Consider the following 12,109-nt stretch of genomic DNA (forward strand, 5'->3'; position numbering starts at 1 on the left):
TTCGCCTTCTGGGAGAGCCGCGCCTTCTACGACTCGTTCATGGCCCGCTCCCACGACCGGCTGGCGACGTCGCAGTTCGGCACGTTCAAGGACGCGCAGGTGAAACTGTTCGAGTACCGGTTCGACGTGAAGACCGGGTTCGAGCCGCGGTTCACCGACACCGACCTGATCCGCGTGGCCCTGTGCCGCATCCACGAGGAGCGCGTCGAGCACTTCACCCTGATGCAGGAGAAGGTGTGGAACCCCGCCATGGCCGGCTCGCCCGGCATGATCCGCGGGATGTTCGGCGAGGCACCCGAGCACGAGTTCCTGGTCCTGTCCATGTGGCGGTCGGCCGCCGAGCACGGCAAATACCGCACCGAGCGCATCGAACGCCTTGCCCTGCGGGCCCAGACGGAGGCCGACGTCGCCGCCCTCACGGGGGACATCGTGGAGCTGGAATCGACCTGGACGGTGTGACGTCCGGAGGCGTGAAGGGTGTGCCGTTGTGTGATCCGTGGTGCGGGATTCGTGTGACGTACGCCGTATGAAGCCCTTGCGAGTGCTCGATCGGGCGTAACCCGATCTAGGGTTTTGGCATGGCACGACCACGGCGCATCGTCCTTGTCCGGCACGGCGAATCAACGGGCAATGTTGATGACTCCGTGTACGAGCGTGAACCCGACCACGCCCTGGCCCTCACCGAGCGGGGCTTGCAGCAGGCGGAGGAGACCGGCAAGCGGATCCGGGAGATCTTCGGGCGGGAGCGCGTCAGCGTGTACGTCTCCCCGTACCGCCGCACGCACGAGACCTTCCGCGCCTTCCACCTCGACCCCGACCTCATACGGGTGCGCGAGGAGCCCCGGCTGCGCGAGCAGGACTGGGGAAACTGGCAGGACCGCGACGACGTACGCCTCCAGAAGGCCTACCGGGACGCGTACGGGCACTTCTTCTTCCGCTTCCCGCAGGGAGAGTCCGGCGCCGACGTGTACGACCGGGTCGGCGGCTTCCTGGAGAGCCTCTTCCGCAGCTTCGAGGCCCCCGACCACCCGCCGAACGTGCTGCTGGTGACCCATGGCCTGGCCATGCGGCTGTTCTGCATGCGCTGGTTCCACTGGACGGTCGCCGAATTCGAGTCGCTGTCCAACCCCGGGAACGCCGAGATGCGCATGCTCGTTCTCGGGGAGGACGGCAAGTACACGCTCGACCGGCCCTTCGAGCGCTGGCGGGACCCGCTGCCGTACTGGGTCACCGGATAGAGTGGCAGGGCGATGACCGTTGACTCCTCTTCCCCTGAATCCTCTTCTCTCGGGCGCCTGGAACGCGCCCTGTCCAGCCTGCGCGGCCTCTCGGTGGGCGACGCGCTCGGCTCCCAGTTCTTCGTCCCGGCGAACTATCCGCTGCTGAAGCGGCGCGAGCTGCCGTCCGGCTCCTGGCAGTGGACGGACGACACGGAAATGGCCTGTTCCGTGGTCGCCGTCCTGGCCGCCCACCACCGCATCGACCAGGACGCGCTGGCCCTCTCGTTCGCCGAGCACCACGACTTCGACCGGGGCTACGGCCCGGCGGTCAACCGGCTGCTGCGGCTCGTCCGGGAGGGCGGCGACTGGCGTGAGCTGGCCTCGGCCCTGTTCAAGGGGCAGGGGTCCTGGGGCAACGGTGCCGCGATGCGGATCGCGCCGCTGGGCGCCTGGTACGCGGACGACCCGGAGCAGGCGACCCACCAGGCGGAAATCTCGGCGTACCCCACGCACCAGCACCGCGAGGCCGTCGTCGGCGCCATGGCCGTCGCCGCGGCCGCCGCGCTGGCCGCCGCACCCGGCGGCCCGCCGAGCGCCGAGGCTCTCCTCGACGGGGTCATCGCGCTGGTGCCGAAGAGCGCCGTGGGCGCGGGCCTGCGACGCGCCCGGGACATGCTCGACTACGGCGACGCCGGCACCGTCGCGGCCGTCCTGGGCTGCGGTCGGCGTACGAGCGCCCATGACACCGTCCCCTTCGCCCTCTGGTCGGCCGCACGCGCCCTCGGTGACTACGAGACGGCGTTCTGGACGACCTCCCAGGTCGGCGGGGACGTGGACACCACCTGCGCGATCGTGGGCGGCGTGCTCGCGGCGGGCAAGGCCGGGACGCCGCCCACCGAGTGGGCGGAGCGGACCGAGGCGCTGCCGGGCTGGGTGGCTGCGGGCGGGTGACGTTCGCCCTGCCGTAGGTGGGGCTGCGATCGCCGCACCTTTGAAACTCTCCGTGTTCGTCGGGAACTCTGTGTGACGGTTGCCCGTTTTTCGGGCATCGGTTGTGCGGCCCGTGGGTGGTGCGCGCAGGGGAGAGGGCTCGCTCGGGGCAGGGGGTGCGGTGATGTCGTTCTTGGTGCTGGTGCTGGTGCTGGTGCTGGTGCCCGGGGCGGGGCTGGTGCGAGTGCCGGCGTCGGCGCCGGTGAGGGTGGCGTCGCCGCTGTGGTTGTGGCTGTCGGTTGTCTTGCGGTCGGTCTTGGTGGCCGGTGTGCGGATGGCCGGACCGTTGCCCCCGCCGATTGTCCTCGGGGCACGGTCCGGCCGTCCGCGGTTCTGCGCGGACCCGGTCGGGTCAGCCGATTCCCGCGCCCACCGACCCGGCGAGCGCTTCGAGGTCGCTCTTGCGGACCTTGATCACCAGCCAGGCGGTGGTCAGGGCGAGTACGGCCATCGCGGCGGCCGGGATGAACGCCGTGGAGATGCCGTGGGCGAGCACCTCGTGTCCCCAGGGCGCGGGCAACTGGTGAGTCTTGGCGAACTCCGCCTTCTGCTCCGGCGTGCCGTTGGCGAGGAACTTCGGCAGCTGCTTCTTCGCCTCGTCCCTGCTGGCCGTGCCGAAGACCGTGGTCAGGATGGACAGCCCCAGCGAACCGCCCACCTGCTGCGTGGCGTTGAGCAGGCCGGACGCCGCGCCTGCCTCGTGCTGGGCGACACCCGAGACCGCCGTCACGGTCACCGTCACGAAGTTCAGGCCCATGCCGAACCCGAACACCAGCATCGGACCGAGCACTCCGCCGACGTAGGAGCTGTCGGGCGTGATGAAGGCCTGCCAGGTGAGCCCGATCACGACGAGCGCCGAGCCGGCCATCATGAACGGCTTGGGGCCGAGCGTGGGCAGGAACCGCTGCGACAGACCCGCGCCGACGGCGATCGCGGCCGTGACCGGAAGGAAGGCCACACCGGCCTTGATCGGGCTGTAGCCCAGCACGTTCTGCACGAACAGGACGATGTAGAAGAACATGCCGAACATCGCGGCGGCCAGGCTCAGCATGATCACATAGGTGCCGGACCGGTTGCGGTCGGCGAACATCTTCAGCGGGGTGATCGGCTCCTTGGCCCGTGTCTCGATGAACACGAAGGCCAGCAGCAGGACCACCGCGGCGCCGAAGGATCCGAGGGTCAGGCTGTCGCGCCAGCCGTCCTCGGAGGCCCGGATGAAGCCGTACACGAGCGAGGCCATGCCCAGGGTGGAGGTCAGCGCGCCCGCGATGTCGAACCGCCCGGGGTGCCGCTCGGACTCGTTGATGTAGAGCGGCGTGAGCGTGGCGATGAGGATGCCGATGGGCACGTTGACGAAGAGCACCCAGCGCCAGTCGAGCCAGTCGGTGAGCATGCCGCCCGCGAGCAGGCCGATGGCTCCACCGCCCGCGGACACGGCCGCGAAGACGCCGAAGGCCCGGTTCCGTTCCGGGCCTTCGGGGAAGGTGGTGGCGATGAGCGCCAGCGAGGCCGGCGACGCTATCGCGCCACCCACGCCCTGCAGGGCGCGAGCGGCGAGGAGTTGCCAGGGTTCCTGGGCCAGCCCGCCGAGCAGCGAGGCGAAGGTGAACAGCAGGATGCCGCTCATGAACACTCGGCGCCGGCCGAGGATGTCACCGGCTCGCGCACCGAGCAGGAGCAGGCCTCCGAAGGTGAGGGTGTAGGCGCTGACCACCCATGTGAGGTCCGTCGTGCTGAACTTGAGCGCGTCTTGAATGTGCGGGAGTGCGATGTTCACAATCGTCGCGTCCAGTACCACCATGAGTTGGCAGGCCGCGATGACGGTGAGCGCGATGCCGGGGTGTCCTTCCCGGCGGGCCGTGCGTGGTTTCTCGTCTTGGATCAGCTGAGAGGTTGTCACTATGGGTCCCCCACAGAGGTGTTAGTGAACGCTCGCGTTCACTGTCCCGTCAAAGGTAGTGAGTCCCCAACAGAGAACGCAAGCGTTCACTTAACTGCCCGTCGTGTCGCGTCCCCCTTGCTGCCGCGCGACGTGCCCCTCGCCCCGGAATCCCCGCTTCCCCTGTTTCGCTGGAGAACGTCAGATGGTTACCTCGCGCTGGACGGCCGCGCCCGCTCCGACGGCCTCCCTTCGCCGGCGCGGCGCCGTACTCGAACGCGCGATCCTGGATGCCGCCCTGGAGCAGCTCAGCACCGTCGGCTGGAAGGGCCTCACGATGGAGGGTGTCGCCGCCGGCGCCCAGACCGGCAAGGCGGCGGTCTATCGCCGCTGGCCGTCCAAGGAGGACCTCGTCGCCGACGCCCTGCAGGCCGGACTGCCGCGTCTGGAGGACGCGCCCGATCTCGGGGCCGTGCGCGAGGACCTGCTGGAGCTGTGCGGCCAGGTGCGCCGGGCGATGTTCTCGCGGCCCGGTTTCGCGCTCCGCGCGGTTATTCACGAGTGCGATCCGAGACAGGCCGAGCGCTTCCACGGTGTGATCTTCGAAGGGGTCGTGGAGCCGACCATCAAGCTTCTGCGCGAGGTCATCACGCGCGGGATAGACCGAGGAGAGGTTCGCTCCGACGCCGCGAACGGCTATGTCTTCGACGCCATTCCGGCGATGATGATGTACCGCAGCAAGATGTGCGCCAGTGAATGGAGCGATCGGGATCTCGAAGAGCTGATCGACCAGTTGATGGTGCCGCTGCTGCGCCCCGTCCGCCCGTGAACTAGCCCTGCGAAGGCCCCCGGACCGGTCGGGCAGGCCGGGGTGTCGCTCGGGGATCGCGGCGGCGTAGGCTAAGGGCGCCATGCCGTACGAACCACCTACTCACACCGTCGAGCGCTCCCTTCGCGCCACGACCGGAGCGAAGGTCATCGCCGGTGTCGACGAGGTGGGGCGGGGTGCTTGGGCCGGCCCCGTCACCGTCTGCGCGGCGGTCACCGGTCTTCGCAGGCCCCCCGAGGGACTCACCGACTCCAAGCTGCTCACCGTCAGGCGACGGACGCAGCTGGCCGAGGAACTGCGCAAGTGGGTGACGGCCTACGCCCTGGGTCATGCCTCTCCGGAGGAGATCGACGACCTGGGGATGACGGCGGCGCTGCGACTCGCGGCAATGCGCGCCCTGGATGCCCTGCCGGTCCGCCCGGACGCGGTGATCCTCGACGGGAAGCACGACTACCTCGGTGCCCCCTGGAAGGTCCGAACGGTGATCAAGGGTGACAGGTCGTGCGTCGTGGTGGCGGCGGCCTCGGTGCTCGCCAAGGTTCAGCGCGACAAAATGATGGCCGAACTGGGTATCGACCATGCAGACTTCGGTTTTGCGGACAATGCCGGGTATCCCTCGCCCGTGCACAAGGCCGCACTGGAGGAGCGGGGCCCCACCCCGTACCACCGCTTGTCGTGGGCGTATCTTGATGCGCTGCCCCAGTGGCGGCACCTCAAGAAGGTCCGTAGCTGGGCGGACGGAAACGTTCCGGAGATCGAGGGTCAGCTCGGCTTCGATTTCTGACGATTCCGCTCGCACTGTTGTGCAACCCGGTCGCGCGAGCCGCACCAGCGTTTGATAAATAACAGCTCATGCCTCTCATTCCCGAGGAGCCTCAGATTCACGAGAGTGCCCAGGGTCCCCGCGTCACTCCGGCCAGTGGCCGTACCGCGCCGACCCCTCGTCCCGTACCCGGCCCCCGCCCCGCGGCTGCCGCAGCCGCGGCGGGCCCGCAGATTCAGCTGATCCCGGCCTCGGCCGAGGGTGCGCTCGACGCCGCCGAGGAAGCAGTGGACCTGCTTCTGGAGTCCGGCCGTGCCCCCGGTGACGTCCTGGTGATCACCACCGGCGAACAGCACCCGTGGGCCACCCACGAGCTGTCCTTCGGTGAAGCCGCCTACTGGGCGCAGCACGAGGCGGGCGACGACGTGTTCTACACGGGCGCCGACATGGCCTCCCGTGCCGCGTCCCGTCCCGTGGTCGTGGTCGCCGTCAACGGCGGTTCCGACGCCGCTGCCGCCACCGCCCTCCCGCTGGCCCACACCCGGGCCGGTGCACTGCTGATCGTCTGCGGCGACCCGCAGCAGATCAACTCGGTGCTGGGCGCGGGCGTCTGAGTCGCGTCCGGCACCTCCGGTGGCACCGGGGGTGACGTAGGCGCCGCCACGGCGGCACCAGCACGGTGGGGCTTTTGGCATGCCCGCACAAAGTGCGGGAGCCGTTCTCCGGTGCGGAGCGGCGGTCGTGCGGCGGGCTGCCGCGCGGTCGCCGTGTGCGACCGGCTCTGGTCCCGGCGCCGTCGTCGAGAGCCAGGGCTCGGCGTCGTACCCCATGGCCTTGTGTACGTGCCGCGGCCGCCGCGTGCTCAGTCGCGATCGAGGGCGTCGTACGAGCCTGCCCGGCCCGCTGTCCGGAGGGGCAGGGCACCGCGTCGGCGCACTCCGGCCGGTGTTCCGGCTTCGGGTTCGCGGTGACGCATGCCCTCACCCGGCTGGGACGGTCGTCCGGGCCGGGGTGAGCGCACATGGGCGATCGTCAGCGGGCCGCCACGCGGCGCAGGACGTCCGAGGCGGCGCCGCCGGTGCGCAGCGGCGGGGGCGGGGCCTCCGAGGTGGAGAAGGGCTCCGGCGCCGAGTCCACGTTCGGGCGGCGGCCGCCGCGGCCCTCGCCGAGCACCTGCCAGCCGTCATGGGTCAGTGTGATGTACGCCCCGCAGCGCAGCCCGTGCAGCGTGCAGGCGTCACGCAGCCCCCACATCCACGCCCCGTCCTCCTCCGTCCAACGCGCGTCCCCCTCGCGGCAGTAGAGCAGTACGGCGGTGCGGATCGGTGTGCGGCGCCGCAGATCGTGCGGAATGACCCGGCGCAGCTGGGCGAGCAGCGCGTTGCGGAACATCCAGCCGTCGGCCGGCGCGGTGCGGCGGGTGAACGACGCGCTGGCCAACAGCCGTTCTTCCGGATCGAGGACGGCCACGACCGCGGTCGCGGGCCGGGGACGGTGCCGGGTGTGCAGGCCGCTGACGACCTCACGGGGGTTGCGCAGCAGCGGGATCCCGGCGGCGGCCCACTCGGCGGGCTCAAGCAGGCGGCTGGCGGAAACGGCGGACGCGGACGTCGACAACGATGCCGCCGAGGACGGAGCGAATCCGAAGGTCACGTTCCTCCCTTCGGCTACGCGCCCATACTGCGGGCGGGGTCGGATTCGGGGGACGCGCACCGCAGCAGAGCCCAACCGGATCACGGACGAGCCGTGCGGGGAGCGGACCTCAATTCTTCCTGTCGAACTTGGATGCGGCAACGAGCAATTGGGGCCACCGACTGTTATCTGGTGGTGCGTGGCTTATATCCCTCCCCAGGGTGGCGCCCCAGCACACATGAGACGTTCGAGCGGGACACGTTCGTACGCAGGTTGCGGGGCGGCACCGACGCGCGGCACGGCATCAACCCTGGACCGCCAGGACCAGCGGCAACACCCCCTGTGCACCGGACTTCCTGAGCAGGCGGGCCGCGACGGCCAGGGTCCAGCCGGTCTCGGTGAAGTCGTCCACGAGCAGCACGGGCCCTTGGGCCTCGGAGAGCGCGGTGGCGAGGGACGGCGGGACGGTCAACGCGCCGTCGAGTGCCTTCAGCCGCTGCGCGCTGTTGCTGCGTGAGACCCGCGACACCTCACCTGCGTACTCCACGGAGCCCAGCAGCGGCAGCCGGCCGATCTCCGCGATGCGCGCCCCCAGGGAATGGATCAACCGCGGCCTCGTGCGCGAGGCGATGGTGACCACGCCCACCGGGCGGGGCTGCGCGTCGTCCGCGCCGGAGGCCCAGCCGCCGGGCCCCTTGGCCCAGTCGGCCAACACGCCCACCACGGCCTGCGCCACGTCGTCGGGCACCGGTGAGTCCGGCGCCTGCGGCGCGAACATCGGGCGCAGCCGGTTGCCCCAGCCGATGTCCGACAGTCGCCCCAACGCACGCCCCGGCGAAGCCTGTTCACCGGCCGGAATGCGGCCCTTGAGATCAATGCCGATCGCCGGTAGTCCCGTCGGCCACATGCGGCGCGGCTCCACCACCACGCCCGCCCGGCCCAGATCGACCCGCGCGGCGTCCAGCGCGGCCGTGGACGCGTCCGCCGAGAAGCGTGCACCCGCGCAGTTGTCGCAGCGCCCGCACGGCTTGGCGCCCTCGTCGTCCAACTGCCGCTGGAGGAATTCCATACGGCAGTCCGTCGTGGACGCGTACGCGCGCATTGCCTGCTGCTCGGTCTTCCGCTGCCGCGCCACCCAGTCGTACCGATCGGCCTCGTACGCCCACGGCTGTCCGGTCGCGACCCAGCCGCCCTTGACGCGCCGAACCGCCCCGTCCACGTCGAGGACCTTCAGCATGGTCTCCAGACGTGAACGACGCAGCTCCACCAGAGGTTCCAGGGCGGGCAGCGACAGGGGACCGTTCGCCCGGCCCAGGACATCGAGCGTGCGGCGCACCCGGTCCTCGGACGGGAAGGCGAGCGAGGCGAAGTACTCCCAGATCGCCTCGTCCTCCTTGCCCGGCAGGAGCAGCACCTCGGCGTGCTCGACGCCGCGCCCGGCACGGCCCACCTGCTGGTAGTAGGCGATGGGGGAGGAGGGCGAGCCGAGGTGCACCACGAAACCGAGGTCGGGCTTGTCGAAGCCCATGCCGAGTGCCGAGGTGGCCACCAGGGCCTTGACCCGGTTGGCGAGCAAGTCCTCCTCCGCCTGCTGCCGCTCGGCGTTCTCCGTCTTTCCCGTGTACGACGCGACGGTGTGCCCGCGTTGCCGGAGGAAGGCGGTGACCTCCTCGGCGGCGGCGACCGTGAGCGTGTAGACGATCCCGGAACCCGGTAGCTCGTCGAGGTGATCGGCGAGCCACGCCATGCGGTGCGCGGCGTCCGGCAGCCGCAGCACGGCCAGGCTCAGGCTCTCCCGGTCCAGCGGGCCGCGCAGCACCAGCGCGTCCGAAGCGCCGCCGGTGCCGAGCTGCTCCGCGACATCGGCGGTCACGCGGGCGTTGGCCGTGGCGGTGGTGGCCAGTACGGGTACGCCTGGCGGCAGGTCGGTGAGCATGGTGCGCAGCCGCCGGTAGTCGGGGCGGAAGTCGTGGCCCCAGTCGGAGATGCAGTGCGCCTCGTCCACGACGAGCAGTCCGGTCGCGGCGGCCAGCTTGGGCAGGACCTGGTCGCGGAAGTCGGGATTGTTCAGGCGCTCCGGGCTCACGAGCAGGACGTCGACGTCGCCGGCCGCGATCTCCGCCTGGATGGTGTCCCACTCCTCGGTGTTGGAGGAGTTGATGGTGCGGGCGTGGATTCCGGCGCGGGCGGCGGCGTCCACCTGGTTGCGCATCAGCGCGAGGAGCGGCGAGACGATCACCGTGGGCCCGCTTCCCCGGCTCCGCAGCAGCGAGGTCGCCACGAAGTAGACCGCGGACTTGCCCCAGCCCGTGCGCTGGACGACCAGGGCCCGGCGCCGGTCGGCGACCAGCGCCTCGATCGCCCGCCACTGGTCCTCCCGCAGCCGGGCCGTGCCCGTGGCGTCCCCGACGAGACGGGCGAGGACGGAGTCGGCCTGTGCCCGGAGGTCCGCGTTGCTCGTGTGCTCCATGCGTTCCATCCAACAGGACGGGACTGACATCCGGGCGTCCGTGGCACGGAGAGCGGGCTCGGCGGCCCGGTTGTCGTGTCCTTGATCGGACTTATCCACAGGCTCAAGCGGAATCTTGGCATCCGCGAGATCGTCTCCGCATGACGAATCACGGCGAAACCGCTGGACCCTCCGAAAACGGTGACATCACGGGACGTGACGTGCACGACGCGCACAACGGGCACGTCGAGGGCGTCGGGCACGGGCCTGACGCCCGGCGTGCAGCAGACACCGGGCAGGGGGCCGACCCCCGGCACGTCGCGGGTGTCGGGCCGGTCCTGCCGCGCCCGCAGTCCGCGCACGAAAACCAGGTCACCCTGCGCACCCCGGCCGAACTGGCCGACGCGCTGCCGTATCTGCTCGGGTACCGCCCCGAGGACAGCATCGTGCTGGTCGCCCTCCACGACCACGGCGGACGCGGCCGGTTCGGCGGTCGTGCCCGGCTCGGCATCCCCACGAGCGCGGACGACTGGGAATCGGCCGCCCGGCAGCTGGCACAAGGCCTGGTGTCCGGCAGCGAGCGCAGGGGCGCCCGGCCCGAGCAGATGGTCGCCTACGTCTGCTCCGAACCGGCGCAGGGCGAGTCCGGCCAGGACGTCATGCGGCGCCTTCGCCCGCTCGCCCAACTGCTGCGCACCGAGTGCGGCCACCTCGACGTACCGGTCGTCGAGGCACTGTGCATCTCGGACGGTCGATTCTGGTCGTACTGCTGCCCGAGCAAGGGATGCTGCCCGGACGACGGAGCGCCGATGGGCCTGCCCGGCACCTCCGTACTGGCGGCCGCGGCCACCTACGCCGGTGTCCAGGTGCGCGGCACACTGCGCGAGTTGCGGGCCAGGCTGCTCCCCTGGGAGATCTCCGCCGCGCTGGAGCAGGAGATCGCCCTGGACACCGTCGGCATGGCCATGGTGCCCCGGATCCTCGACGACGCGACCCGCGCCGACGTGGCCCGGGAAACCCTCGCCCTCGCCGAACAAGCCCTGAGCCGGTTCGCCGCGGCGCCGCCCGTGTCCGGCACGCTCCCGTTGGACCTCCGCGACGACGGACTGCTCACGCACGAGGAGGCGGCAAGGCTCATCCTCGGCCTGCAGGACCGTACGACGCGGGATCGGGCCGCCGCGTGGATGGAGGAAGACGAAGCAGGTCCGGCCCTGCGCCTGTGGCGTGCTCTGGCCCGCCGCTGCGTCGGACCGTACGGCGAACACGCCGCCGCGCCGCTCACCCTGGCGGGCTGGGTCGCCTGGTCGACCGGCGACGACCTGGAAGCCAGGGAGGCCCTGGCGATGGCGCTCGGCGCAGACCCGGACTACCTCTTCGCCCGCCTCCTCCATCAGGCCTGCAACGAAGGCCTGGACCCCGAGGCGATCCGCCGCTGCCTGCGCGCCGAACGTGCGGGCGGCGCTGACGCCGGGCCCGAAGAGCAGACCGGGCAGGAGTCCGAAGGCAAGACCGGTAGTGAGGAGGCCGTCGCTCCGCCTCGTCCGTGTGCCTCGGAGCCCGGCACCCGCCGAAGGCGCCGTGTACGACCCACCGAGGGCGCCGCCGGCCGTCTCCGACCGGAAGGAGAGGAGTCCCGGCCGCCCCGGACGGGCCGCAGGCATCCGTGCACCCCCGCCGCGGGTCGTCCACGCCCCGGTTCCGGAAAACCGAGCGGCTCCCGCACACGAGCGGAGGAGAAGGGCGAGAAGCGGCGTGGAGACACCGCATCGGGAGGCGCCCGATCCGGCAGTGACGGCACCGCGGGGGACGTATGAGCCACGGCGGCTCGGCACCCGGCCTCCACCGGATCGAGTGGTCTCCAGGACCCCGGACCCCATGGGCCCGACGCTCCACGTGGGTCCAAATCCTGATCCCGTGGGCCCGATGTGTCGCGGGCGGCCCGCTGTCACTCCTCCGGCGACGACGGACCGGCATGAAGGGCACAGGAGCCCTTCCGTGTGACGGCCATTTGGTCGGCTCCCCCGAAGGGAGGCGTGACCAGGAAGAGTCCCGTTCCGTTCACCTGTGTGGCGGATCGCCCGGACGGGCCGCGCCGCCGCACGTCAGTTGTCCCTCCGCCTGGCGCCGAGTGCGACCGAGGCGCACAGAGCGCAGAAGAAATCGCCCGATGCATCAGCCGACTCCGCCTTCCACCGTCGCCGACTGCCCGACCCCGGGCAGTCCCGCACCCCTCCCACCGGGCGGCACCAGCTCTTTACGGCCGGAAGGCACGGGCGAACCGGCCCGCCCCTCGACCCCGCAAGCCTGGTCGCCGTCGTCGCCGTCGCCGACATCCGCCGGCCCGCCC

Annotated in this window: 10 protein-coding genes; 7 read left to right on the forward strand and 3 right to left on the reverse strand. The window is 71.0% G+C overall.

Going from position 1 to position 12,109, the window contains the following annotated elements; all coding sequences use genetic code 11:
* From IPZ69_RS44225 to IPZ69_RS44235, 3 genes are all read left to right on the forward strand, one after another.
* Nucleotides 1–459: DUF4937 domain-containing protein (locus tag IPZ69_RS44225; protein WP_235460565.1), on the forward strand; the 459-nt coding region annotated here is incomplete at its 5' end.
* Between the two features lie 119 nt (nucleotides 460–578).
* Entirely contained in the window at nucleotides 579–1,238 is a 660-nt protein-coding gene (locus IPZ69_RS44230) for a histidine phosphatase family protein (RefSeq protein WP_235460566.1), read from the forward strand.
* 12 nt (nucleotides 1,239–1,250) lie between these two features.
* Nucleotides 1,251–2,171 carry an ADP-ribosylglycohydrolase family protein gene (locus IPZ69_RS44235; protein WP_235460567.1) on the forward strand — a complete coding sequence of 307 codons (921 nt, stop codon included), beginning with the start codon at nucleotides 1,251–1,253 and terminating at the stop codon, nucleotides 2,169–2,171.
* Between the two features lie 391 nt (nucleotides 2,172–2,562).
* Here the strand turns inward: IPZ69_RS44235 and IPZ69_RS44240 are convergent, their stop codons facing one another.
* On the reverse strand, nucleotides 2,563–4,110 hold the full coding sequence (locus IPZ69_RS44240; RefSeq protein WP_235460568.1) for an MFS transporter: 1,548 nt from the start codon (nucleotides 4,108–4,110) through the stop codon (nucleotides 2,563–2,565).
* Nucleotides 4,111–4,294: 184 nt separating this feature from the next.
* Here IPZ69_RS44240 and IPZ69_RS44245 point away from each other — a divergent pair, with 184 nt between their 5' ends.
* The 3 genes from IPZ69_RS44245 (at nucleotide 4,295) to IPZ69_RS44255 (ending at nucleotide 6,295) form a co-directional block, all read left to right on the forward strand.
* Nucleotides 4,295–4,918 carry a TetR/AcrR family transcriptional regulator gene (locus IPZ69_RS44245; protein ID WP_235460569.1) on the forward strand — a complete coding sequence of 208 codons (624 nt, stop codon included), beginning with the start codon at nucleotides 4,295–4,297 and terminating at the stop codon, nucleotides 4,916–4,918.
* An 82-nt stretch (nucleotides 4,919–5,000) separates the two neighbouring features.
* Nucleotides 5,001–5,702 (forward strand): ribonuclease HII, encoded by a 702-nt coding sequence (locus IPZ69_RS44250; protein WP_235460570.1) that lies wholly within the window; start codon nucleotides 5,001–5,003, stop codon nucleotides 5,700–5,702.
* 68 nt (nucleotides 5,703–5,770) lie between these two features.
* Nucleotides 5,771–6,295, forward strand: coding sequence for a hypothetical protein (locus tag IPZ69_RS44255; protein WP_235460571.1), 525 nt, complete (start codon nucleotides 5,771–5,773; stop codon nucleotides 6,293–6,295).
* Between the two features lie 418 nt (nucleotides 6,296–6,713).
* Here the strand turns inward: IPZ69_RS44255 and IPZ69_RS44260 are convergent, their stop codons facing one another.
* Nucleotides 6,714–7,334 (reverse strand): hypothetical protein, encoded by a 621-nt coding sequence (locus IPZ69_RS44260; protein WP_235460572.1) that lies wholly within the window; start codon nucleotides 7,332–7,334, stop codon nucleotides 6,714–6,716.
* Nucleotides 7,335–7,617: 283 nt separating this feature from the next.
* On the reverse strand, nucleotides 7,618–9,783 hold the full coding sequence (locus IPZ69_RS44265) for a RecQ family ATP-dependent DNA helicase (protein WP_235460573.1): 2,166 nt from the start codon (nucleotides 9,781–9,783) through the stop codon (nucleotides 7,618–7,620).
* A gap of 140 nt (nucleotides 9,784–9,923) precedes the next feature.
* On the opposite strand from IPZ69_RS44265, the gene IPZ69_RS44270 reads away from it, so the two are divergent.
* A complete protein-coding gene (locus IPZ69_RS44270; RefSeq protein ID WP_235460574.1) occupies nucleotides 9,924–11,576 on the forward strand; it encodes a DUF4192 domain-containing protein in 1,653 nt (550 codons plus the stop codon).
* Nucleotides 11,577–12,109 lie beyond the last annotated feature (533 nt).

This window comes from Streptomyces olivochromogenes, from assembly GCF_021538895.1.
Classification (GTDB): Bacteria; Actinomycetota; Actinomycetes; order Streptomycetales; family Streptomycetaceae; genus Streptomyces; species Streptomyces olivochromogenes_A.

Coding starts and splice junctions, on each gene's coding strand:
- IPZ69_RS44230 (WP_235460566.1), top strand. CDS start 579: ATGGCACGACCACGGCGCATCGTCCTTGTCCGGCACGGCGAATCAACG.
- IPZ69_RS44245 (WP_235460569.1), top strand. CDS start 4,295: ATGGTTACCTCGCGCTGGACGGCCGCGCCCGCTCCGACGGCCTCCCTT.
- IPZ69_RS44270 (WP_235460574.1), top strand. CDS start 9,924: ATGACGAATCACGGCGAAACCGCTGGACCCTCCGAAAACGGTGACATC.
- IPZ69_RS44235 (WP_235460567.1), top strand. CDS start 1,251: ATGACCGTTGACTCCTCTTCCCCTGAATCCTCTTCTCTCGGGCGCCTG.
- IPZ69_RS44255 (WP_235460571.1), top strand. CDS start 5,771: ATGCCTCTCATTCCCGAGGAGCCTCAGATTCACGAGAGTGCCCAGGGT.
- IPZ69_RS44265 (WP_235460573.1), bottom strand. CDS start 9,783: ATGGAGCACACGAGCAACGCGGACCTCCGGGCACAGGCCGACTCCGTC.
- IPZ69_RS44250 (WP_235460570.1), top strand. CDS start 5,001: ATGCCGTACGAACCACCTACTCACACCGTCGAGCGCTCCCTTCGCGCC.